Origin of the sequence: Novosphingopyxis sp., assembly GCF_965218915.1 — a bacterium.
Taxonomy (GTDB): domain Bacteria; phylum Pseudomonadota; class Alphaproteobacteria; order Sphingomonadales; family Sphingomonadaceae; genus Novosphingopyxis.
The window spans coordinates 186,275-208,679 of record NZ_OZ244708.1; the positions used below are offsets into that span (position 1 = coordinate 186,275).

19 protein-coding genes are annotated in these 22,405 nt (G+C 65.3%); 8 read left to right on the forward strand and 11 right to left on the reverse strand.

The features are described from left to right. Positions 1-3 precede the first annotated feature (3 nt). Together ACOQPC_RS00980 and ACOQPC_RS00985 are read left to right on the forward strand one after the other, a co-directional pair. The gene (locus ACOQPC_RS00980) at positions 4-948 is read left to right on the forward strand and encodes an MlaD family protein (RefSeq protein ID WP_420606811.1); all 945 of its coding nucleotides are present in this window, start codon (positions 4-6) and stop codon (positions 946-948) included. Positions 949-956: 8 nt separating this feature from the next. Beyond that, on the forward strand, positions 957-1,538 hold the full coding sequence (locus ACOQPC_RS00985) for an ABC-type transport auxiliary lipoprotein family protein (RefSeq protein ID WP_420606812.1): 582 nt from the start codon (positions 957-959) through the stop codon (positions 1,536-1,538). Here ACOQPC_RS00985 and ACOQPC_RS00990 read toward each other — a convergent pair. Continuing rightward, positions 1,535-2,593 (reverse strand): class I SAM-dependent methyltransferase, encoded by a 1,059-nt coding sequence (locus ACOQPC_RS00990; RefSeq protein ID WP_420606813.1) that lies wholly within the window; start codon positions 2,591-2,593, stop codon positions 1,535-1,537. The two genes, ACOQPC_RS00985 and ACOQPC_RS00990, sit on opposite strands and share 4 nt — an antisense overlap. Beyond that, positions 2,586-3,449, reverse strand: coding sequence for a prolipoprotein diacylglyceryl transferase (gene lgt, locus ACOQPC_RS00995; RefSeq protein ID WP_420606814.1), 864 nt, complete (start codon positions 3,447-3,449; stop codon positions 2,586-2,588). The genes ACOQPC_RS00990 and lgt overlap by 8 nt, the downstream gene beginning before the upstream one ends. 73 nt (positions 3,450-3,522) lie before the next feature. Here lgt and ACOQPC_RS01000 point away from each other — a divergent pair, with 73 nt between their 5' ends. Together ACOQPC_RS01000 and ACOQPC_RS01005 are read left to right on the forward strand one after the other, a co-directional pair. Beyond that, entirely contained in the window at positions 3,523-5,226 is a 1,704-nt protein-coding gene (locus ACOQPC_RS01000; RefSeq protein ID WP_420606815.1) for a class I adenylate-forming enzyme family protein, read from the forward strand. A gap of 283 nt (positions 5,227-5,509) precedes the next feature. Then, positions 5,510-8,266, forward strand: coding sequence for a [protein-PII] uridylyltransferase (locus ACOQPC_RS01005; protein ID WP_420606816.1), 2,757 nt, complete (start codon positions 5,510-5,512; stop codon positions 8,264-8,266). A 16-nt stretch (positions 8,267-8,282) separates the two neighbouring features. Here the strand turns inward: ACOQPC_RS01005 and ribA are convergent, their stop codons facing one another. The 6 genes from ribA to ACOQPC_RS01035 form a co-directional block, all read right to left on the reverse strand. Further along, positions 8,283-9,338 carry a GTP cyclohydrolase II gene (gene ribA, locus ACOQPC_RS01010; protein WP_420606817.1) on the reverse strand — a complete coding sequence of 352 codons (1,056 nt, stop codon included), beginning with the start codon at positions 9,336-9,338 and terminating at the stop codon, positions 8,283-8,285. Continuing rightward, on the reverse strand, positions 9,335-10,129 hold the full coding sequence (locus ACOQPC_RS01015) for an exodeoxyribonuclease III (RefSeq protein WP_420606818.1): 795 nt from the start codon (positions 10,127-10,129) through the stop codon (positions 9,335-9,337). Before ACOQPC_RS01015 ends, ribA begins: the two co-directional genes overlap by 4 nt. A 299-nt stretch (positions 10,130-10,428) precedes the next feature. Next, on the reverse strand, positions 10,429-11,061 hold the full coding sequence (locus ACOQPC_RS01020) for a LolA family protein (RefSeq protein ID WP_420606819.1): 633 nt from the start codon (positions 11,059-11,061) through the stop codon (positions 10,429-10,431). Positions 11,062-11,141: 80 nt separating this feature from the next. Next, positions 11,142-11,600, reverse strand: a complete 459-nt coding sequence (locus tag ACOQPC_RS01025) for an aspartyl protease family protein (RefSeq protein WP_420606820.1) — start codon at positions 11,598-11,600, stop codon at positions 11,142-11,144. Beyond that, positions 11,587-11,859, reverse strand: a complete 273-nt coding sequence (locus tag ACOQPC_RS01030) for a hypothetical protein (protein ID WP_420606821.1) — start codon at positions 11,857-11,859, stop codon at positions 11,587-11,589. The genes ACOQPC_RS01025 and ACOQPC_RS01030 overlap by 14 nt, the downstream gene beginning before the upstream one ends. Then, positions 11,860-14,202: a DNA translocase FtsK gene (locus ACOQPC_RS01035; protein WP_420606822.1), complete on the reverse strand. Its 2,343-nt coding sequence runs from the start codon at positions 14,200-14,202 to the stop codon at positions 11,860-11,862. It abuts the gene before it with no gap. A 676-nt stretch (positions 14,203-14,878) separates the two neighbouring features. Here ACOQPC_RS01035 and ACOQPC_RS01040 point away from each other — a divergent pair. Beyond that, complete coding sequence (locus tag ACOQPC_RS01040; RefSeq protein ID WP_420606823.1) at positions 14,879-16,096, forward strand: FAD-dependent monooxygenase; 1,218 nt, start codon at positions 14,879-14,881, stop codon at positions 16,094-16,096. 212 nt (positions 16,097-16,308) lie between these two features. On the opposite strand, the gene ACOQPC_RS01045 is transcribed toward ACOQPC_RS01040, so the two are convergent. Then, positions 16,309-17,001, reverse strand: a complete 693-nt coding sequence (locus ACOQPC_RS01045; RefSeq protein ID WP_420606824.1) for an OmpA family protein — start codon at positions 16,999-17,001, stop codon at positions 16,309-16,311. A 147-nt stretch (positions 17,002-17,148) separates the two neighbouring features. Between ACOQPC_RS01045 and ACOQPC_RS01050 the strand changes: the two genes are divergently transcribed. Then, a complete protein-coding gene (locus tag ACOQPC_RS01050) occupies positions 17,149-18,453 on the forward strand; it encodes a hemolysin family protein (protein WP_420606825.1) in 1,305 nt (434 codons plus the stop codon). A 212-nt stretch (positions 18,454-18,665) separates the two neighbouring features. On the opposite strand, the gene ACOQPC_RS01055 is transcribed toward ACOQPC_RS01050, so the two are convergent. Both ACOQPC_RS01055 and purD read right to left on the reverse strand, forming a co-directional pair. Further along, on the reverse strand, positions 18,666-19,319 hold the full coding sequence (locus ACOQPC_RS01055; RefSeq protein WP_420606826.1) for a hypothetical protein: 654 nt from the start codon (positions 19,317-19,319) through the stop codon (positions 18,666-18,668). Positions 19,320-19,407: 88 nt separating this feature from the next. Continuing rightward, entirely contained in the window at positions 19,408-20,691 is a 1,284-nt protein-coding gene (gene purD / locus ACOQPC_RS01060; protein ID WP_420606827.1) for a phosphoribosylamine--glycine ligase, read from the reverse strand. Between purD and xseA the strand changes: the two genes are divergently transcribed. After that, entirely contained in the window at positions 20,690-22,138 is a 1,449-nt protein-coding gene (xseA, locus tag ACOQPC_RS01065; protein WP_420606828.1) for an exodeoxyribonuclease VII large subunit, read from the forward strand. The genes purD and xseA overlap by 2 nt on opposite strands. Before the next feature lie 57 nt (positions 22,139-22,195). Beyond that, a complete protein-coding gene (locus ACOQPC_RS01070; protein WP_420606829.1) occupies positions 22,196-22,396 on the forward strand; it encodes a DUF2093 domain-containing protein in 201 nt (66 codons plus the stop codon). The last annotated feature ends 9 nt before the right edge of the window (positions 22,397-22,405 follow it).

Genomic DNA, 22,405 nt, shown 5'->3' on the forward strand with positions numbered 1-22,405 from the left:
GCGATGGAAACCAAATCCAATCATGTACTTGTCGGCGCGGTGACGCTGCTGCTGGTCACCGCGGCGGTGGTGCTGATCATCTGGCTCGCCCGTTTCGGCGAGGGCGACCGCAAGGAATATGATATTTTCTTCAAAAGCTCGGTCAGCGGTCTCGCCACGGGATCGGGGGTAACCTATTCGGGCGTGCCGATCGGTCAGGTGAAGGCGATCAGGCTGTGGGAGAACGATCCCGAATTCGTGCGCGTGCGGGTTTCGGTCGACGACAAGGTGCCGATCCTGCAGGGGACGATGGCGACGATCAGCGGCATCGGCTTTACCGGCGTTTCGGAAATCCAGCTGAGCGGCGCGGTCAAGGGGGCACCTCCGATCGTCGAGGACGGCCCCGAGGGTGTCCCGGTGATCCCGACCAAGCCCGGTGCGCTGGGCGAGTTGCTCAACAACGCGCCGCTCCTGCTCGAGCGGCTGTCTACGCTGACCGAAAGACTGAGCGATCTGTTGTCCGAGGACAATCAGGAAAGCTTCGCGCAGCTGCTCGACAATGTCGAGCGGATCACCGGCACGTTCGCAGATCAGGCGCCGGAGCTCAGCGCGGCGCTCAAGGAAGCACGTCTGGCGATGGTCCAGGCGGGCGATGCGGCGCAGAAAATCGGCAATCTGGCCGACAGCACCGACAAGCTGGTCAACAGCGATGGCCAGCAGCTCGCCGCCGAACTGCGCAAGACGATGGCGTCGGCGCGCGAAAGCCTGGCCGCGCTGGAAACGACCGTCAAAGCGGCGCAGCCGGGCGTCACCAATTTCTCCGAGCAGACCTTGCCGGAGGTCAATCTGCTGGTTCGCGATCTGCGCGCCACCACCAAATCGCTCAAGAACCTGACCGAGCAAGTTGAAAGCGGTGGGGCGAGTTCGCTGCTCTCCTCCCAGCCGCTGCCGGACTATGAACCGAAATGAGGACGCCCATGAAAGTCTGTCGTCTAGCCATTTTTGCGCCGGTCGTCCTGCTGTCGGCCTGCATCAGCTTCGGCCCCAAGGCGCCGCCGTTCCTGCTCTCGCTGACACCCGGCCAAGCGGTGCAGGCGGGGGCCGCGCGGACGGGCGAGCAGGCCAATGCGCTGATCGTGAGCGTACCGAATACGCCGCAGAAGCTCAACGTCACGCGCATTCCGGTGACCAGTGCGAGCGGCACGATCACCTATCTGACCGACGCCAACTGGACCGACAAGCCCGCGCAGCTGTTCCGCAGTCTGCTGGCCGAGACCATCGCCGCGCGCGGCCGATTGGTGCTGAACGAGGCCGATGCGGGTGGAAAGGCCACCGATTATCTGGCCGGAGAGCTGGTCGATTTCGGCGTGTTCGAGGCCGAGGCCCAGGCGGTCGTGACGTTCGATGCGGTGCGCCAGCTTCCCGGCGGCCGAGTAGAAACGCGGCGCTTCACCGCGGCGATGCCGGTGCCGGTGATCGATCCCGCCAGTGCGGGCAGCGCGTTGAACGCCGCCGCGAACGAGGTGGCGCAAAATGTCGCAAGCTGGATCGCGGGCTAGCCGCCAAAGCCTTCGGGCATGGGCCATGCGGGCGCGGTGATCGCCAGCACCTTGAACAATTCGCCCATCTTGACGGGCGATATGAGCCGGTCGCGCGCGACTTCGATCTCGATACGCTTTTCCGGGCGTTGACGCCCCAGAGTCTGGGCGCGCAGCTCGATCCCCAGAGCGCGTAGCCAGTCACCCTGACCGATCGGGCCATGCACCGCCATGTCGGCGGCGCGCGCGATATTGGCGAGCTCGCGGAAATCGACATGCGCGGTCAGGTCGGCCGTTCCCGGCGCCTCGAACATGGACACGGGCCTGTGGGCCTTCACCGCCTGCAGTGTCTCGCCCACCCCTACGGCGTCATAGCCGTAATCGATCACCAGCAGTGCGCCGCCCTGCGCTGCGATCCTGCGCAGCAATTCGAAGAGGATCGCCGCGCCGTCCGGGCATTGCTCGATGATGCTCCCCTCGGGCGCCGCTCTGACTGCACCCGGTACCAGCGCATCGGCGTCGCGCGGCCCGGCCGATGCGAAAAAGCCGCCATCGGGGCCATTGTCGATCACCCGTTCGCGCCAGCCCTCGGCGGTCGCGATCATCTGCCGCACCGGCAGTGCGTCGAAAAACTCGTTGGCGACGATCAGCAGCGGCCCGCCGTCGGGCAGGCTTGCGATCTCATCATGGAACCGCGCCTGCGGCAGCGCCTGCGATTGCATGTCCCGCAGCGCCTCGCTGGTTTCGACCAAGTGGACCGATGGGGCGAAGCCGAACGTCGCGGTCGACCGGAGGATGTCCGCCGCCAGCGTACCGCGCCCCGGCCCCAGCTCGACATACTGGCAGCCTTCGGGCCGCCGCGCGCGCAGCCATAGATCGGCCATCCACAGACCGATCAGCTCGCCGAACATCTGGCTGATTTCCGGCGCGGTGACGAAATCGCCGTTTGCGCCGAACGGATCGCCGGCGGCATAATAGGCCGCGTTCGACCGGCGCATATATTCGGCGACGCTGATCGGTCCGGACGCGGCGATCTGCCGCCGCAGCCGCTCGGCCAGCGCTTCGCCTTCAGGCAATGCTGTCCTGTCCGACGATCGGCTCGATCCGCTGGCGGCGGGCCTTGGCGGTCAGCACGAGCCACAGACCGAGCAGGATCATCGGGACGGTGAGCCATTGCCCCATGCTGAGCCCGGTCTGGTCGGCCAGCCACTGCAGCTGGCGGTCGGGCTGGCGGAAATATTCCACGACAAAGCGCGAGGCGCCGTAGACGATGGCGCTAACGCCCATCAGCAGACCGGGCTTGTAGCGCGCCTGCGTCCGCCAGAACAGATAGGCGAGGATCGCGAACAGCAACAGGCCCTCCAGCCCGGCCTCGTAGAGCTGGCTGGGATGGCGCGGCAGGCCATCGCCGGTCGGAAAGATGATCGCCCAAGGCACGTCGGTGACGCGGCCCCACAACTCGCCGTTCACGAAATTGGCGAGCCGGCCGAACAGCAATCCGAACGGAATGCAGCAGGCGATATAGTCGCAGATGCGCAGGAACGGCAGCTTGTGGACGCGCGAGAAAATGAAGATGGCGATAATCGTGCCGAGCGCGCCGCCGTGCAGCGACATGCCGCCCTCCCACACCTTTAGGACGTTGATCGGGTTTTCCATCAGGCTCGGCTGGTAGAACAGGACATAGCCGATCCGCCCGCCCAGGATGATGCCGAGCGTGGCGTAGAAGATCATGTCGTCGGCATGGCGCCGCGCCATCGGCGCACCGGGCGCATCGACCAGTCTGGTAAGATACCAGTAGCCGATCAGGATGCCCGCCAGATAGGCGAGCGAATACCAGCGCAACTGGAAAAATCCGAGGTCCAGTGCAACCGGATCGAGACCCAGATCGCTGTAGTTCAGATAGCTGCCGGCCTCGGCGAGCATGGATAGCATCGGCTCTTTCCCCCCGCTGGGTTCGGCTTCATATAGAGATAAAGCCGGACAGGCCAACAGGAGAGATTGCCCCATGCCATCAGAACTGGACCGCCAGATCAGCGATGCCGTCGCCAAGCTTTCCGGGCCGGGGGAGCTGCTGGAAACGCAGACGATCGAAAAAGACGGGGTCCGGCTGCCCTATATCGTCAAAGCGCCCGAGACGCTGGCGCAATATCTCGCGCATTTCTGTCACCAGCATAAAGACACCGAATTCCTGGTCGACGGCGCTCGGCGGATGACCTTTGGCGAGGCCTATGAAGCCGCGCGCGTGCTGGCGGGCGGGCTGATCGCCAACAAGGATATTGCGGTGGGCGACCGCGTCGGCATCGGCGCGCGCAATTCGGCCAATTGGGTGATCGCCTATATGGCGATCGTCATGGCCGGCGGTGTCGCCACGCTCCTCAACGGCTGGTGGCAGGGCGGCGAGTTTGCCGAGGCGATCGAACTGGTCGGATGCAAGCTGGTGCTGGTCGACACGAAGCGGGCCGCGCGGCTGGAAGGGCATGATCTCGGCAGCGTCGAACTGCTGGTCTACGACAACGCCCTGCCGCCGCTCGATGCCTTTGCCGATATCGTCGGCGGCGCGGCGGCCGAGACGCCCTTGCCCGTGCTCACCGGCGACGACAAGGCGACGATCCTGTTCACCTCGGGCTCGACCGGTCGCTCGAAAGGTGCCTGGTCCACGCACCGCGCGGTGGTGCAGGGGACGATGAACTATGTCGGCGGCACCAAGGTGCTGCTGCAGCTGGCTACCGAGCGCGGCGAATTGCCGAAATACCCGCCCGCAACGCTGATGAACGTGCCGCTGTTCCACGTCACCGCCGAGGTGCCGATGCTGCTGCAGGGCTTCGCCATGGGGCGTAAACTCGTCCTGATGCGCAAATGGGATGCCGAGGAGGCGATGCGGCTGATCGATCGGGAGCGCATCACCTATTTTACCGGGGTACCGCTGATGAGCATCGAGATCGCGGCCCACGCCAGGCGCGGCGATTACGACCTGTCGAGCTGCACCATCATGGCCGCCGGCGGCGCGCCGCGTCCGGCCGAGCATGTCGCCCGGATCAAGGAAGGCATGAAGGAGGGCGGGCCGGGTCTCGGCTACGGCCTCACCGAAACCAACGGCGTCGGCTGCACCAATTTTTCCGACAATTACATCGCCAAGCCCGACAGCACCGGCACGCCGACGCCGCCGCTGGTCGATCTCGCTATTCTCGACGATCGCGGCGATCCGGTGCCGCAGGGGACGCGCGGCGAGGTGTGCATCCGCTCGATCGCCAATTTCGACGCCTATTGGAACGATCCCGAAGCGACGCGCGCCGCGTTCACCGACGATCTGTATTTCCGCACCGGCGACATCGGTTATGTCGATCCGGACGGCTATCTCTATATCGTCGACCGCAAGAAGGACATCATCATCCGCGGCGGCGAGAACATCGCCTGCAACGAGGTGGAGTCGGCAGCCTACGAGCATGACGACATGGTGGAACTGTCGGTGTTCGGCATCGCCGACGATCGCTATGGCGAAGTCGTGGGCATGGTCTATCTGCCATCGGTAGGTTCGGGGCTCACGCCCGACAGCCTGCGCGCGTTTCTCGAGCAGCGGCTCGCCATGTTCAAGGTGCCGCAATATATTTGGCGGGCGGATGCGCCCTTGCCGCGGCTGGGCACGCAGAAGATCGATCGCAAGTCGCTTCGCGCCGATTATAACGCGATGCTCGGGGGCAAGGCCGCCTGAAGGTTGTCGGTCCCTTCATCGGCCTTTCCTACAGGACTATATTCATGATATGTTCCGCGTTCTCGATCATGGAAAGCGACGATGAACATATCCGCCCGTCATCTTTTCGCTGCCCGCCCCGCCATTCGGGGACGGCGGGCACAAAAGCGCGCACAGCTTCGGCCGGGTGCGAAAGGAGGGGGGACGTATCGTGTCTTTTGTGCCCTTCCGCGGTCCGGCGAATTCGAACCAAGCCGCTATCTGAAGGTTTGAGAAGCAGGATGCCCGTGCCCATATCGATTTCATGACGGGGATCCGCGACAAGTTCGAAAACCAGCGTGCGATCATCGATCGGCGCGAACTCGCCGGCCGGATCGATGGCCTGATCTCCGGGCGGGGCGGACGCGCGGCGCGCCCGGAAATCCGCGAATTGCTGCAAGCCGCGCTCGCCGAGGGGCGCGCCGAGATCGCGCGCCGGCTCGAGGCCGAGCCGACCGAGGGCCATGCCCGGGCCGCCGAACAGGCACATCTGGTCGACCAGATCATCCGACTGATCCATGATTATGTCACCGAGCATCTTTACCCCGCCAGCAACCCCTCCAGGAGCGAACGCCTTTCGCTCCACGCACTCGGCGGCTATGGCCGCGGCGAGATGGCGCCGCATAGCGACGTCGATCTGGCGTTCATCACCCCGTACAAGCGCACCGGCTGGACCGAGCAGGTGGTCGAGGCGGTGCTCTATCTGCTGTGGGACCTGGGGCTGAAGGTCGGCCATTCCAGCCGCTCGCTCGACGAGATGGTCAAGCTCGCGCGCGAGGACGTGACCATCCGTACGTCATTGCTCGAAGCGCGCTTCATCTGGGGCGACCGCGCGCTCTATGACGAGGCGGCGAACCGCTTCTGGAACGAGGTGGTGGCGGGCACCGTACCGCTGTTCATCCAGCAGAAGATCGAGGAACGCGATGCGCGCCATCGCCGCATGGGTGACAGCCGTTATGTCGTCGAACCCAACGTCAAGGAGGGCAAGGGAGGGCTGCGCGATCTGCAGACGCTCTACTGGATCGGCAAATATATGTACCGCGTGCCGCGCGCCGCCGAGCTGGTCGCCGAAGGGTTGTTCACCCGCGCCGAATATCGCAAGTTCCGCCGCGCGGAGAATTTTCTATGGGCGGTGCGCTGCCACCTTCACACGATCACCAGCCGTGCCGAGGACCGGCTGACCTTCGATCTGCAACGCGAAGTCGCCGAGCGGATGGGCTATTCCGATCGGGCGGGCAGTTCGTCGGTCGAGCGGTTCATGAAATTCTATTTCACCAACGCCAAGACGGTCGGCGATCTCACCGGGCTGTTCCTCAGTCATCTGGAGGAAGCGCAGGCGAAGAAGCTCCGCCATCGCTTCACGCGCCGCCCCAAATCGCTGAAGAAGCTCAACGGTTTCCAGCTCGACCAGGGCCGCATCGCGATTCCCGCTGACGACTTTCTGCGCGAGGACCCGGTGCGGATGATCGAGATGTTCTCCCTTGCCGACCGCTTCGGTTATGAAATCCACCCGCTGGCGATGCGCGCGGCGCGGCGCGATGCGAAGAGCATCGACAGCGCGGTGCGCAAGGACGCGCACGCCAATGCGCTGTTTCTCGATGTGCTGAGTTCGCCGCGCGATCCCGCGAAAGTCCTGCGGTGGATGAACGAAGCGACGGTGTTCGGGCGCTTCGTCCCTGAATTCGGCCGCGTGGTCGCGCAGATGCAGTTCGACATGTATCATCATTACACCGTCGACGAGCACACCATCCGCGCGATCGGGCTGCTGTCCGATATCGAGAGCGGCAAGCTCGCCGGGGATCATCCGCTGGCGACCGACATGCTGCCCAAATTGAAGCATCGCCGCGTGCTTTACGTCGCGACTTTGCTGCACGATATCGCCAAGGGGCGCGGCGGCGACCATAGCGTGATCGGTGCCGGGATCGCGCTGAAACTATGTCCCCGGCTGGGGCTGGACAGCGCCGAAACCGAGCTGGTCAGCTGGCTGGTGCGCTATCATCTCCTGATGAGCGCAACCGCGTTCAAGCGCGATCTGGCCGATTACAAGACGATCGCCGATTTCACCGACGAGGTTCAGTCGGTCGAGCGGTTGAAGCTGTTGCTGCTGCTGACCGTGGTCGATATCCGCGCGGTGGGGCCGGGGGTGTGGAACAGCTGGAAGCGGCAGCTGCTCGGCGATCTGTACAGCGCGGCCGAAGAAGTGCTGCGCCTCGGCCACAAGGAGCATGGCCGCGCCGAGCGGATCGAGCAGAGTAAGGACAAGCTGCGGGCGGCGCTCGATTTGCCCGAACAGGAATTCGCCCAGCTGGCGAAGCGCTTCCCCGATGCCTATTGGATCGCCGAGCCCGACGATATCGTGCTGCGCAACGCGCGCGATCTGCTGGCGGCGGGCGACGAGCCGCTGTCGATCGACGCCTGTTTCTATGCGACACGCGGCGCGACGCTCGTTTCGGTCTACGCCGCCGACCATCCCGGCTTGTTCTACCGTATCGTCGGCGCGATCCACCTGGCCGGCGCTTCGGTCATCGACGCGCGCGTCCACACCACCACCGACGGCATGGCGATGGACAATTTCCTGGTGCAGGACCCGCAGGGGCGGCCCTTTCGTGACAGCGTACAATTGGAGCGCTTGCGCGGCGCGATCGTCGAGGCGCTCACGAGCCGCACCCGCATGGTCGACCGGCTGGAACGGCGCCCGCTTCCGTTCGCCCGCGCCACCGCCTTCGAGGTCGCGCCGTTCGTGGTGAGCGACAACGATGCCTCCAATCGCTTCACCGTGATCGAGGTCAATGCGCGCGACCGACCGGCGCTGCTCAACAGCCTCGCTCAGGCCTTGTTCCGAAGCAAGGCGACGATCCGCAGCGCGCATATCATGACCTATGGCGAGCGTGCGGTCGACACATTTTACGTGACCGATCTGCTCGGCGACAAGATTACCGCTGCCTCGCGCTTGAAAACGCTTGAGAGCAGGCTTCTGGAAGCCGCAAAAGGCGAATTCGACGAGGAGCGGCAGGTGGCGTGACGGTCCGCTCGAGACCTTAGAGCTGATGCCCGGAGCGGTCCCGCTTGGTGCCGAGATAATGCGCGTTATGGGGATTGGCTTCGATCCGTATCGGCAGGCGCTCGGTCACCGCGATCCCCGCCGCCTCCAATCCCGCCATCTTGGCCGGATTGTTGGTCAGCAGCCGCACCATGTCGATCCCGAGCAGCTCCAGCATCCGCGCTGCCACCGCGTAATCGCGCGCGTCGTCGGCGAAACCCAGGCGACGGTTCGCGTCGACGGTATCGAACCCCTGGTCCTGCAGATCATAGGCGCGCAATTTGTTGACGAGGCCGATGCCGCGCCCCTCCTGTCGCAGATACAGGAGCACGCCCCAGCCTGCGCTTTCCATCCGCCGCACGGCCGCGGCGAGCTGCGGACCGCAATCGCATTTCAGGCTGCCCAGCACATCGCCGGTCAAGCACTCGCTGTGCAGGCGCACGAGCGGCGGGCCGTTCCCGCGCGTGCCGACGACCAGCGCGACATGCTCGCGCGCGTCGGCCTCGGCGCGGAACACGACGACGTGGCTGTCCTCGGCGGCCGCGACCGGAAGCCGCGCGCGCGCGGCGATGCGCAAGTGCGATGGATCGCGATAGGCGGCAATGTCGGCGGCGCTGGCCTCGGCGGCACCTTCGGCCCCGCCGCCGATGACGAGCGCGGGCAGCAGACCGGCGAAGCGCGCTAGGTCGATCGCGGCGCGCGCGGCTGCCTCATGGCCCAGCGGCAGCGCCTTGAACGGTCCCTTGAACGGATTGGCGAGGTCGCGCGCGGGATCGGCGATCGCCATCGCGCTGGCCGCGTCGAGCGGTTCCGGCGCTCGGATCAGGACGGGCAGCCCGCCATGTGCCGCCTCGCGCTGGTTGACGATCTTGAGCGTTGCCGCGCGTTCGGCCGAGATCAGCAGAGCCGCGCCGGGATCGACCTCGTCCGTGAACAATGTTTCGACCGACTGGCAGACATAGCCGCCGCTGTCGTCCGATATCCGCACCGGCCAACCGCGTCGCAGCGCATCGATCGCGCGGGCCGCGCGCTTGCCGTCGGACGCGCCGTTCAAAGGCGGAATTCCGTAACGATCGGAATATGATCGGACGGGCGCAGCCAGCCGCGTGCCGGTTCATGCACCACATGGCCGACGGCATGATCCTTGAGATCGGGCGTCACCCACATATGATCGAGCCGCCGTCCGCGATCGGATGCGGCCCAGTCCCGCGCGCGGTAACTCCACCAGGTGTAAAGCCGCGCGGGGGCCGCGTGGAAGTGGCGACCGATATCAACCCAGTCTCCGGCCGCTTGTAGCCGGTCCAGCGTCTCGACCTCGATCGGGGTGTGGCTGACGACGTTCAGCAGCTGCTTGTGGCTCCAGACATCGCTTTCCAGCGGCGCGACGTTGAAATCGCCGGTCAGGATGGTGGGATGTTCCAGCGTGCCGGACCAGGCGATCATCCGCTCCAGAAAATCGAGCTTCTGGCCGAACTTCGGATTCTCCTCGCGGTCCGGCACGTCGCCGCCCGCGGGAATGTAGACATTTTCCAGCCGCCAGCCATTGGGCAGACGCACGCCCAGATGCCGCGCCTCGCCATTATTCTGCCAGTCGAGCCGGTCGTCCTGGGTCAGCGGGATCTTGCTGAGGATGCACACGCCGTGGTGCATCGGCTGTCCGTGCAGCATGAGATGTTTATAGCCGAGCGTGCGGAAAGGGGTTTCCGGAAATTGCTCGTCGACCACCTTGGTTTCTTGCAGACACAGGATGTCCGGCGCCTGCTCGCTCAAAAACCGCGCCACGATTTCGATGCGCGCGCGTACGCTGTTGATGTTCCAGGAGGCGATGCGGATGGTTCGGGGCATGTCGCACGACTTAGGTCAGGACGCGGCAAAACCCAAGGGCGCAAACTATGCTCGCGTCGACCGCGCGGCCGGCGGCTAACAAAGCAAAACCCCCATCCCGGGGGCAAAAAGGGATGGGGGCCAAGCTTGCGTTCGTCACGCTTTGTCAGAAGCGGCCGATATGAGAGCGAGCAACAGGGGGGAACCCGCTCGATCGACCGTCCCTGTTCGATCTTTCTACCGCCGTCCACCTGTCGCCAGAATGAACATTGGCGTCAGCTTCCGGCCATTTTAGCGGTCCGCGGCATCCCCGGCACGGTCTATCGACGCGAGGCGCCGCGCGGGTCCTTCCAGCGAAAGGCATTGTCCGAAACCGGCGCGTTGAATTTCTGGTCGCGCAGCCGAACGGTGGTGCGATTGTTCTGCGAATCGAGCGCCACCCAGCTATCGAGCATCAACCCGCCGGGCGCGGTCGCATTGCGCACGAAGATCATGCTAAGCAGCCCGTATTCGGGATGTTTTGGATCGCGCACGTCGACGCGCACGACCTTGTCGTTGCCGGTGCTGACCACCTTGCCATATCTGGCGAGATTGTGATCGGGATCGAGCAGCGCCGAGAGCGGGCTGTTGGCGACCGGCCAGCGCTGGACCTGCTTGACCTCGTAATCGATCATGGTCAGCGCCTTGCCGTCGGCCACGATCAGCAGCGGCACATCCTTTTGATACTGGAAGCGGATGCGGCCCGGACGCTTCAGCGTCAATCTGCCGGTGAGCGTCTGGCCGTCGCGGTCGCTCTGGGTAAAGCCGGCGGTCATCGTGTTCGCCGCCTTGAGATGCGCGGCGACATGAGCGAGATCGGAGCTCTGGCTGGTCGCGGCGATGGCGGACGGCGCGCTGGCGACCATCGGCATCATCGCCAAGGCGGCGGCGATCGCAATGGATTTGCGGACCATAAGTAAACTCCTGAAAAAAACTGATGAAAAATTACGACCCCGGCATTGAATGAGCCCTGAATTACAGGAGCAACTCCCGTTCACGCATTTATCAAGGAAACTTGGGGTAGCTCCATTCGAACGGAACCATCGGTACGGATCGAAAAGTTTGTCCGACCGATCAAGTTCATCCCGACGATCATGCCGAAGGTGAAATTTGGCAACAGGCTATGGCACATCCAATCTTCCGTCATGACATAGGGCATCTGGTTCGGTGCGGGATAGTCCGGTTGATCATAGACGCCGGGATAGAAACCCAGCCGCACCAGATGTTGGGTGGCGCTCAGTTCGCCATTTGCCGTTCCGATCATTCGGCGTCCCCGGACGGGCAAATCCAATTCATCGATGATATCCTGCCGAATGCCGGAGCTGGTGGCGCCAGTATCCAAAAGGGCTGCTATCGTAATGGAGTGCGCGGAATTCGCCGCGTCTGCCTGCGGAGCGACCCAGATCGGAAACAGAATCCGCTGACGGTCATGCTTCCATTCAATGACTGGCATTGGAATAGAGCCCGAGATGTACGGGCTCTGGATCGACTTCCTGTATGGAGAAAATGCCGTCGCGGAATTGCTTGGCACCTTGAGCATATGCATCGCCTGCATTGCTGAAGAAACTGACAATCTCCTGATGCCTCAGCAGAGCGTATTCGCCCTCATGGGCTGGAAGGAACCGAGCCAGGTTTCTCGAAAAAAAATCATAATTTCGATCGACTTCAGTCCGCTGCACGTCCCGGTCCATATCGTCCTCCTCTGCTTTCATTCACCCCTCGGCACCGAACGCGTCGCGCAGCACCTCGCGGCGGCCGACATGGTTGGGCGATGAGACGAGACCCTCCTCCTCCATCCGCTCGATCAGCCGCGACGCGCTGTTATAGCCCACGCGCAATTGCCGCTGCAGCCAGCTGGTCGAGGCCTTCTGGCTTTCGAACACGAGCTGGCAGGCCTTGCGGTATTGCGAGTCCTCGGCGCTGTCGGCCGGGCCGATGCCGTCGAGCGCGAAGCCGCCGTCCTCGGGCTCCTCGGTGACCGACTGGACATAATCGGGCTGGCCCTGCGCGCGCCAGTGATCGGCGACGCGGCGGACCTCGTCGTCCGAAACGAACGGCCCGTGGATGCGGGTCACCTGCTTGCCGCCCGCCATGTAGAGCATGTCGCCCTTGCCCAGCAGCTGCTCGGCGCCCTGTTCGCCCAGGATCGTGCGCGAATCGATCTTGGAGGTGACGTGAAAGCTGATTCGCGTCGGCAGATTGGCCTTGATCACGCCGGTGATGACGTCGACCGAGGGGCGCTGCGTCGCCATGATCAGGTGGATGCCCGCCGCGCGCGCCTTTTGCGCCAGCCGCTGGATCAGGAACTCGACCTCCTTGCCCGCGGTCATCATCAGGTCGGCCAGCTCGTCGACCACGATCACGATCTGCGGCATCTCCTCATATTCGAGCTGCTCTTCCTCATATTCCGGCTGGCCGGTCGCCGGGTCGTAGCCGATCTGCACCTTGCGGCCGAGCGGCTTGCCCTTGCCCTTGGCGGCGCGGACCTTTTCGTTGAAATTGGCGAGATTGCGCACCGACAGGCTCGCCATCATGCGGTAGCGGTCCTCCATCTGCTCGACCGCCCATTTCAGCGCGCGGATCGCCTTGGCGGGTTCGGTCACCACCGGCGAGAGCAGATGCGGGATATCGTCGTAGGTGCTGAGTTCCAGCATCTTGGGATCGATCATGATCATCCGGCACTGGTCCGGCGTCAGCCGGTAGAGCAGCGACAGGATCATGCAGTTGAGGCCGACCGACTTGCCCGAGCCGGTGGTGCCCGCGACCAGCAGATGCGGCATCGGCGAAAGGTCCGCGACCACCGGATCGCCCGAGATGTTCTTGCCCAGGATGATCGGGAGGTTGCCGCTCTGCTCGGCGAACGCGCTGGACTGGATCATCTCCTGCAGCACCACCGCCTCGCGGGTCTTGTTGGGCAGTTCGATGCCCAGGATCGCGCGGCCGGGCACGGTCGAGACGCGCGCCGACAGCGCCGACATGTTGCGCGCGATATCCTCGGCGAGCGAGACCACGCGCGCCGCCTTGGTGCCGGGCGCGGGTTCCAGTTCGTACATGGTGACCACGGGTCCGGGGCGCACCGCCTTGATCTCGCCCTGCACGCGGAAATCCTCGAGCACGGACTCGAGCAGCCGCGCATTGCGCTCCAGCGCCGCCTTGTCGAGCTTGGGCGCCTCGCTCTGCGGCGGCGGATCGAGCAGGTCGACCGGCGGCAGCGAATAGGGGCCGAAGAAATCGCCCTGCCGCGCGTTGGTCAGCGTGGCCTTGGCGGGCGAGAGCTTGCGGTCGGCGATTTCGGGCGGCGGACGGTCGTCGGGTTTGACCTGCGGGCGCGGCGGAGCGGGCGCGGTCGGCGGCTTGGGCGCCTCGATCTCCTGTTCCCGCACGATCCCGCGATCTGCGTCTTCAGCATCGAAATCGTCTGCGTTCGCCGCACCTCGGCGCAAGACGGGTAGTTTGACCGAGGGGATGCGCAGCAGGGGCCGGCCCAGTTCGAGCGACATCACCACCAGCGCCAGCCCGCCGATCAGCGAGACCGCGATCGTCAGGAACCGCAAAAACCCCCGCCAGCCCTCGCCGGCCATGCCGATCAGAGCCTCCGCACCGTTGTTCAGCAGCAGCGAGGGCACGCCGCCCCAGCCGGCGGGCAGACCAACTTCGGCGGCGCGTCCGGCATAACCGATCGCAAAGGCGGTAAGCAACGTGCCGAGCAGACAGAGCAGGATCTGGCGCAGCCAATGCGGTTGCGGCACGTCGCGCCACAGCCGCCGGGTCAATACCGCGCCGAGCGGGGCGAGCAGGATCGCGGCGAGCCCGAACAGGGTCAGCGCGCCGTCGGCCACATAGGCCCCGGTCTGGCCGAACCAGTTGTGCGGAGCGCCCGCGGCGTCGGTGTTGAACGCGCGGTCGGCCGCCGAAAAGGTCAAGAGCGAAATGGTGTAGACGGCGGTGAACGCGCCGATCAGCACCGCGCCGATCAACCCCGCCGAGCGCGCGATGCTGGCGCGCATCAGCGCCTGCCATTCGGCTTCCTTCTGTCCGCTCGGACGGCTCGCCATGGCGATGTTCCCCTTGTGAGCCCGTCTTTTGCGCCAACCGGAGACTCCCCGTCAAGCGCCGCGGTACTCAGGCTCCGGACCGGGCCGACCGTTCGCGCAAATCCATCGTTGCAATCGGAAGTTCGTAAAGAACCGCATACATCCCCCCCCCTGTTCGCTCCCGGCCGAAAGATTGCGCGACCCGGGACCTGCGAGCGTGCAGGGCGGAAAGGGCTGACAAGAACAGGGGCTGCGGGCCAATCCATCATAGATCTCCGTCATAGCGAACTTAAGAACATATCATGAATATAACTGTGTAGGAAAGGCGTTTGCAGCGATTGGAGGTTTGAGTTCTCGCATCCACGCCTTCTCCCGCCTCGGCGGGAGAAGGATACGGAGCCCCGGATTTAATCCCGGGCGCAGTTGGAAGAGGGTGGGTGGCGCGCAAGCGCCATCGACGGACTAGCTCTGCGCAACCGCCCTCTCCGCTGCGACTAACGAGCAAGCTCGTAAGTCTCGCTCCTCTCCCGCAAGCGGGAGAGGGATAGTTCAAATTGGGGCACTATCCGATGCCGGTGTTTGGCCGATGCCGGTGTTTGGATACAAAAGACCGCCGCCGATTCACACCGAACCACCGCGGCAATTGCACCTGGAGCGCCAGGCTTTACATGGAGATAAGGAAACATCGGAGACCATCATGGCACAAGCGGCGATCATCCTTGGCGGCGGGCTCATCGGCCTGACGCAGGCGCTCGCGCTGGCTTCGCAGGGGGTGGCCACCCATGTGGTCGAGCGCTTCGATCCGGATGCGATGGCGACGCACGGGTTCGACGGGCGGACGTCGGCGGTGTCCAGTTCCAGCATGGCGATGCTGGAAACGATCGGACTGGGCACTGCGCTGGCGGGCAAGGGCTGCGCGATCGAAACGATCAAGGTGCTCGACAATCTGCGCCCCGGCGGGCTCGATTTCCGGTCCGAGCGCGCGGGCGACGCGCTCGGCACGATGTACGAGAACCATCTCTTGCGCCGGACCCTGTTCGATGCCGCCAGGGCGAGCGAGCATATCACGCTGCATATGGGGCGGGAGGTCACCGAGCGCCGGTTCGATCCGGGCGCGGCGCATGTCGTGCTCGCGGACGGGACCGATCTCGCCGCGCCGCTGCTGATCGCCGCCGAGGGGCGCGGCAGCGAAACCCGCGAACAGGCGGGCATCCGGCCGGCGCGCTGGCAATATGATCACAGCGCCATCGTCGGCGCGGTCTATCACGAGAAGCCGCATGGAAACGTCGCCTATGAAATCTTCTATTCGACCGGCCCGTTCGCGCTGCTGCCGATGCTGGACGATACGGACGGGCGGCACCGTTCGGCGATCGTCTGGTCGATCCCGCGCGGCGATGCGCCGGGTTATCTGAAACTGTCGGACCGCGGCTTCGCGGCAGAGCTGGAAAAAGCCAGCGGCGGTACGCTGGGGCGGATCGACATGGCCGCGCCGCGCAGTTCCTATCCGCTCGGTTTCCACCACAGCGCGCGGGTGAGCGGGACACGCCTGGTGCTGATCGGCGACGCCGGGCACGGCATCCACCCGATCGCCGGGCAGGGCCTCAATCTGGGCTTTCGCGATGTCGCCGCGCTGACCGAGGTGCTGGTCGACGGGATGCGGCTGGGGCTGGAGCCGGGCGATGCGCAGCTGCTCGCCCGATACGAACGCTGGCGCGGGCTCGACACGCTGATGGTGGCGATGGCGACCGACGGGCTGAACCGGCTGTTCGGCATTCCGGGGAGTCCCGCCTCCGCGCTGCGACGCTTCGGCATGGGACTGGTGGCGCGCGCCAGGCCGCTGCAGGGCTTTTTCATGGACGAGGCGCGCGGCACCAGCGGGACGATGCCCAAGCTGCTGCAGGGCATTCCGGTCTGATCGTTCGAACGCTGGTCGCCCGCGCCATGCTCGTTCCTTGGATCGTCATGCCAGCGAAAGCTGGCATCCCAGGCGTTTGAGCGATCCGGCCGGAGACCCCCAGCTTTCGCTGGGGTGACGAGCAAAGGGAACGGGCGGATATCGCCGCTGAAAAACACCGCCCGGGGGACCGGGCGGCGTTTCATGTTTGATACGGTCTATCGATCAAGCGATCAACGCACCGCGTTGACGTCCTGCTGCGTCACCGGCGTGATTCGAATTTCCACGCGGCGGTTGGCGGCGCGGCCCTCCTCGGTGGCGTTGCTCGCCTTGGGCTGGCTCTCGCCGTAGCCGAGCGTCGCCATCCGGGCGGAATTGACGCCGCGCGAGGAAAGATAGTTCGCCACCGCGCTGGCGCGGCGCTCGGACAGCGCCTGGTTATACTGGTCGGTGCCGGTCGAATCGGTGTGTCCGAGCACGTCGATATAGGTGTTGGGATATTCGTTCAGCGTGGTCGCGACTTGGTCCAGCGTGTTGCGGAACTGCGCGTCGACGTTCGAGCTGTCGACCGCAAAGGTGATCGAGCTGGGCAGATCGAGCACCAGATTGTCGCCGTCGCGGATCACGTCCACGCCGGTGCCGGCGGTCTGCTCGCGCAGCTTCTGTTCCTGGCGGTCCATATAATAGCCGACGCCCCCGCCGGCGACCGCGCCGAGGCCGGCACCGATGATCTTGGCGGTGCGATCGTTGCGTCCGCCGACGAGATCGCCGAGCAGATAACCGCCCAGCGCGCCCACGCCGGCGCCGATGGCGGAGCGATAGGCGAATTCCTTTTGGCCCGTATTGGGGTTGGTAACGCAGGCGGAAAGCGTTAGCGCGGCGGCGGAAGCGGTCGCGATCAGGGCGTGTGAACGGGTGAATTTCATCTTCGATCTCCTAAATTGCTTCGACAAACGATCTGCCGGGGCCATTGTGTCGGTCGAGACGAACGGCTTGGGTTCGGTGAGCACGGCTTTTTTAGCAAATGTTGCAGGCGGGAAACGGAAGCTCGGGATAATGGTTCCAGATACGCAATGAACTCCCTGACCGCTTTTCCGTGGACCGATCTGGCGATCATCCTGGCGCTGGTGGTGTTGAACGGCGTGTTCGCGCTGTCCGAACTGGCGATCGTGTCGGCGAGCACGGCTCGGCTCGGCGCGCTGGCCGATCGCGGCAATGCGGGCGCCAAGGCGGCGCTACGGCTGGGCAGGGACCCGGGCAAGTTCCTCTCCACCGTGCAGATCGGCATCACGCTCATCGGCATCGTCGCCGGCGCCTATTCGGGCGCGAGCCTGGGCGGGCCGGTGGCGGAACGCATCGCGCTGCTCGGCATCGATCCGGGGCTGGCGCAAACCCTGGGCTTCGGCGTGGTGATCGGGCTCACCACCTATCTCTCGCTGGTGGTGGGCGAGCTGGTGCCCAAGCAGATCGCGCTGGTCGCGCCCGAAAAATTCGCCGCGATCATGGCGCTGCCGATGGAATGGCTGGCGCGGATCGCCATGCCGATCGTGTGGCTGCTCGACAATTCGAGCGCGCTGATCTTTCGCATGATCGGCCTGCGCCGCGACTCGCGAAAGGCGCTCTCGGCCGAGGAACTGCAGATGATCTTCGCCGAGGCGCATCAGTCGGGCGTGATCGAGGAGCACGAACGCGCGGTGATCAGCGGCGTGGTGCGACTGGCCGACCGGCCGGTGCGCGAGGTGATGACGCCGCGCACGGATATCGACTGGCTGCCGGTCAACGCGACCGCGGCGGACGTGCGCAGGAAATTGCTCGAATCCTCGCACACGCGGCTGCCCGTGGCCGAAGAATCCATCGACAATATCCTGGGCGTGGTGCAGGCGCGCGACATCGTCTCGGCGCAGTTCCGCGGCATGCCGATCAACCTGCGCGATCTGATGCGGCGCGCGGATATCGTGCCCGATCAGCTCGATGCGATGGACGCACTGGAGATTTTGCGCAAGGCCGAGGTGCCGATGGTGCTGGTCCACGACGAATATGGTCACTTCGAAGGTATCGTGACCCCCAACGACCTACTCAGCTCGATCGCCGGCGAGTTCGAGAGCGACCGGCAAGCGGGCGAAACGCCCTCCATCATCGAGCGCAGGGACGGCAGTCTGCTCGTCTCGGGCGCGTTATCGGCCGACAGTTTGGCCGAACGGCTCGACATCGACCTGCCCGAGGACCGCGATTACGCGACCGCGGCGGGCCACGCGCTCTATATCCTGCGCCGCCTGCCTGAAGAGGGCGAGGCGTTCGAGGATCAGGGCTGGCGCTTCGAGGTGGTCGACATGGACGGCCGCAAGATCGACAAGCTGCTGGTCAGCATGATCGGCTGAGGGTGCGGCGCAAATGTCTGTTTTCGGCGATGCTGTTTTCGCAGACCAGCAGGCTGAGCGTTCAGTGCTCAATACGTCTTGATTCCACCTGAAAACTTAGTCGTCATGCCAGCGAAAAGCTGGCATCTCGGGCATCGATGCAATTCCGCCCGAGACCCCAGCTTTCGCTGAGGTGACGAACAAATGTTGGGAGTGAACCCAAGCAATCACCTTCATTTGCCGAGCGAGCCATATTTCGCCTCGAACGCCGCCCTGTCGCCCGCCGCCAGCAGCCGCGCCTGGTCGATCCAGTCGTCGCGGCGGATGCGGCCCCTGAAATTGCCCAGCTCGCCGTCGATCCGCGCCACATCGGCATCGTCCCATGCCGCGATCTGATCGAAACGGGTGATGCCCAGCTCATGCAGCCGCGCGACCAGCTTGGGACCGACGCCCTTCATCTGAAGCAGCTCATCGCTGCCGGTGGTGGCGGCCGGAACGGGCGCGGCGGACGGCTGCTGCGCCGCTGTCGGTTCAGTGGCCGGAGCCTCGACCGGCGCAGGCTGCGTCACGACGAGTGCTTCGGCTGGTTCGGATTCGGCCGTCACCGCGCCGCTGTCCTGGGCCAACGCCGTCTCGGTCTCGGTGACGTGTGCCTGGGTCAACCCATCTTGCCGCGCCCCGGCGGCGGCGGCCGACGTGCCTGCCATGTCGCCTGAAAGGACCGCGTTATCGGCCTGGTGCGCGCGTTTCGCATCGTCCGGCAGGCGATCGGCGGCCACATGCCGCGAGCGCCCCTTGCCGCGCGAGAGCGTGAACAGCAGCACGACCGCGATCAGCGCGATGACGATCACGAAGAAGACAGCGTATTCCAGAAAAAAATGTAGCATGAAGGGCCCCGTTCGAGTCTCGATCCGATGTCGGACCGATCCTTAGTCCAGCCGCCGCATGGAGATCAATCACCGAAGCTATCCGCGGTCAGCCCCGCCGCGCCTCGCGCTCCACTTCGCGCCAGCCGATATCGCCCCGGGCGAAACCGCCGGGGAAGGCAATCGCATCGACGCCGTCATAGGTGCGCTGTTTCGCTTCGGTCACGGAGGTTCCCAGCGCCGCCACGTTCAGCACGCGGCCGCCCGCGGCCACGAGATGATCGCCGTCGCGCGCGGTCCCTGCGTGGAACAGCGTTGCGCCGGTCGCCTTTGCGCGGTCGATCCCGGCGATCACGCCGCCCTTTTCGGGGCTGGCGGGGTAGCCGTTGGCGGCCATCACCACGGTGAGCGCGGTCTGTTCGGAGAAAACCGGCAACTCCGCCTCGGCCAGTCGGCCTTGCGCGGTAGCCAGCATCAGCGCGGCCATATCGCCCTCGAAGCGCATCATCAGCACCTGGCATTCGGGATCGCCGAAGCGGCAGTTGTATTCGATCAGCTGGGGGCCCTCGGCGGTGAGCATCAGCCCGGCATAGAGCACGCCGGAATAGGGCATGCCCTCGGCCGCCATCGCCGCGACGGTGGGCTCGACGATTTCTCTCATCACCTGGCCGGTCAGCGCTTCAGTCAGCACCGGCGCCGGGCTGTAGGCGCCCATGCCGCCGGTATTGGGGCCGGTATCGCCGTCGCCGACGCGCTTGTGGTCCTGCGCGCTGCCGAACGGCACCACGGTCTTGCCGTCGGTGATCGCGAAGAAACTCGCTTCCTCGCCCTCGAGGAACGCCTCGATGACGATTTCCTGCCCGGCCGCGCCGAAGCCGCCCGCGAACATGTCGGCGACGGCTTGCCGCGCTTGCTCATGGGTCTGCGCGACGATCACGCCCTTGCCCGCCGCCAGCCCGTCGGCCTTGATCACCACCGGCAGACCGAATTTTTGCAAGGCTGCCTGCGCCGCATCCTCGCTGCTGGAGCGGACATAGGCGGCGGTGGGGATACCCGCGCGGTCGCACAGCGCCTTGGTAAACGCCTTCGATCCTTCGAGCTGCGCCGCGGCTTTGGACGGGCCGAACACCGCAATTCCCTCGGCGCGCAGGCTATCGGCGAGACCGTCCACCAAAGGCGCTTCGGGTCCGACGACGACGAGGTCGATTTGCCGATCCTTGCAGAACTCTGCCACTGCCTCGTGATCGCCCGCATCCAGCGTCACGCATGTCGCGCATTCGGCGATGCCCGGATTGCCCGGGCCTGCGAACAATTTGCGCAGGCTCGGCGATTGTGCCAATTTCCACGCCAGCGCATGCTCGCGCCCGCCGCCGCCCAATAGCAGGATATTCATGGCGATAAGCCCTCAAATCGATGAAACCGGCCGCTTGCTAGCCGATGTGCGGGGGGGCGACAACGCCCCGCCCTTCTCGGTCAGCGAACTCTCGGCCTCGCTCAGGCGCACCGTGGAGGACCGGTTCGGCCATGTCCGGGTGCGCGGCGAGATTTCGGGTTTCAAACGGGCCGCGTCCGGCCATTGCTATCTGACGCTGAAGGATGACAAGGCCTGTCTCGACACGGTGGTGTGGAAGGGCTGCGCCGGCAAGCTCGCCTTCTCGCCGCAGGACGGGATCGAGGTGATCGCGACCGGCAAGCTCACCACCTATCCCGGGCGTTCCAAATATCAGCTGGTCGCCGATACGCTGGAGCTGGCCGGCGAGGGCGCGCTGATGCAGTTGCTCGAACGGCTCAAGGCCAAGCTGGCGGAGGAAGGCCTGTTCGCGCAGGAGCGCAAGAAAGCGCTGCCGTTCGTGCCGCGCCGCATCGGCGTCGTCACCTCGCCCACCGGCGCGGTGATCCGCGATATCCTCCACCGCCTGTCCGACCGCTTTCCGAGCGAGGTGCTGGTCTGGCCGGTACAGGTGCAGGGCGATGCCGCGGCGGGCATGGTTGCGAACGCGCTGGCCGGGTTCAACGCGCTGCCCGAGGGCGAGCGGCCCGACCTGCTGATCGTCGCGCGCGGCGGCGGGTCGATCGAGGATCTGTGGGCGTTCAACGAGGAGGCGGTGGTGCGCGCCATCGCCGCGTCCGCGATCCCGGTCATCTCCGCTGTGGGGCACGAGACCGACACCACGCTGGCCGATTACGCCGCCGACCGCCGCGCGCCCACGCCGACCGCCGCCGCCGAGATCGCGGTGCCGGTGCGCAGCGAACTGCTCGCATTCGTCGCGCAGCAGGGCGCGCGGATGCAAGCCGCTCTGTCGCGCCGGGTCGAGCAGGCGATGGAACGGCTGGAAGCGCAGCGGCGGCTGCTGCCCGATCCGGCGCAGCTGGTCGAACAGCGCGGCCAGCGCATCGACGATCTCGGCGATCGGCTCGGTCAGGCGCTCGGCGCGCGGGCGGACCGCGCGGCTCGTCGGCTTGCCGAACATGCCGGTGCTTTGCGGCCCGCCTTGCTGGAACGCCAGTTTGACGTGGCGGCGGAACGCCTCGGCCGCGTTGGTCTCGACGCCCGATTGGTCGAGCGCGTGCTGGCGCGCGCCGCAGATCAGTTCTCCAACCGCGTCCGGCTGATGGAACAGCTTCATCCCGAGCGACCCCTTCAGCGCGGCTATGCGCTCGTCGTCTCGCCGCATGGCGGCGCGCTGACCAGCGCTGCCGCCGCCCGCGCGGCGGGTCAGTTCAACGTCAAGTTCGCCGACGGAGCGCTGGGTGCGATCGCGACTGACCGCGCACCCGGCAAAGCGCCCGCCCGCCCGCCCAAGCCGCGCCGGGACTTGAAACAGGAGACGCTCTTCTGATGTTCAGCCCTGTGCTATTCAGGCCATCCTCAGAAATTCCAACCTAGAGATACAGTCATGCTGATGTCCGCTTCCAGCCGCCCCGCGCGGCTTCACTATATGGCCAATGGCTTTCGCTTGCTCTCGCCCGGCGATCACGTGATCTGCGCGGTGACCGGCGCGCCGATCGCGCTCGAGGAACTGCGGTACTGGAGCGTCGAGCGGCAGGAGCCCTATGCCACGGCCGAGATTTCGGTCGGCGCGCTATCGCCGCAATGAAGGGGTCGC

What these genes read in the sequence shown, in the direction of transcription:
- ACOQPC_RS01025 (WP_420606820.1), bottom strand. Translation starts at nt 11,600, where the DNA reads ATGCCAGTCATTGAATGGAAGCATGACCGTCAGCGGATTCTGTTTCCG.
- ACOQPC_RS00980 (WP_420606811.1), top strand. Translation starts at nt 4, where the DNA reads ATGGAAACCAAATCCAATCATGTACTTGTCGGCGCGGTGACGCTGCTG.
- ACOQPC_RS01005 (WP_420606816.1), top strand. Translation starts at nt 5,510, where the DNA reads ATGACGGGGATCCGCGACAAGTTCGAAAACCAGCGTGCGATCATCGAT.
- ACOQPC_RS00985 (WP_420606812.1), top strand. Translation starts at nt 957, where the DNA reads ATGAAAGTCTGTCGTCTAGCCATTTTTGCGCCGGTCGTCCTGCTGTCG.
- ACOQPC_RS01000 (WP_420606815.1), top strand. Translation starts at nt 3,523, where the DNA reads ATGCCATCAGAACTGGACCGCCAGATCAGCGATGCCGTCGCCAAGCTT.
- xseA (WP_420606828.1), top strand. Translation starts at nt 20,690, where the DNA reads ATGGCGATAAGCCCTCAAATCGATGAAACCGGCCGCTTGCTAGCCGAT.
- ACOQPC_RS01045 (WP_420606824.1), bottom strand. Translation starts at nt 17,001, where the DNA reads ATGAAATTCACCCGTTCACACGCCCTGATCGCGACCGCTTCCGCCGCC.
- purD (WP_420606827.1), bottom strand. Translation starts at nt 20,691, where the DNA reads ATGAATATCCTGCTATTGGGCGGCGGCGGGCGCGAGCATGCGCTGGCG.
- lgt (WP_420606814.1), bottom strand. Translation starts at nt 3,449, where the DNA reads ATGCTATCCATGCTCGCCGAGGCCGGCAGCTATCTGAACTACAGCGAT.
- ACOQPC_RS01035 (WP_420606822.1), bottom strand. Translation starts at nt 14,202, where the DNA reads ATGGCGAGCCGTCCGAGCGGACAGAAGGAAGCCGAATGGCAGGCGCTG.
- ACOQPC_RS01050 (WP_420606825.1), top strand. Translation starts at nt 17,149, where the DNA reads ATGAACTCCCTGACCGCTTTTCCGTGGACCGATCTGGCGATCATCCTG.
- ACOQPC_RS01030 (WP_420606821.1), bottom strand. Translation starts at nt 11,859, where the DNA reads ATGAAAGCAGAGGAGGACGATATGGACCGGGACGTGCAGCGGACTGAA.
- ACOQPC_RS01055 (WP_420606826.1), bottom strand. Translation starts at nt 19,319, where the DNA reads ATGCTACATTTTTTTCTGGAATACGCTGTCTTCTTCGTGATCGTCATC.
- ACOQPC_RS01015 (WP_420606818.1), bottom strand. Translation starts at nt 10,129, where the DNA reads ATGCCCCGAACCATCCGCATCGCCTCCTGGAACATCAACAGCGTACGC.
- ACOQPC_RS01070 (WP_420606829.1), top strand. Translation starts at nt 22,196, where the DNA reads ATGCTGATGTCCGCTTCCAGCCGCCCCGCGCGGCTTCACTATATGGCC.
- ACOQPC_RS01040 (WP_420606823.1), top strand. Translation starts at nt 14,879, where the DNA reads ATGGCACAAGCGGCGATCATCCTTGGCGGCGGGCTCATCGGCCTGACG.
- ACOQPC_RS01020 (WP_420606819.1), bottom strand. Translation starts at nt 11,061, where the DNA reads ATGGTCCGCAAATCCATTGCGATCGCCGCCGCCTTGGCGATGATGCCG.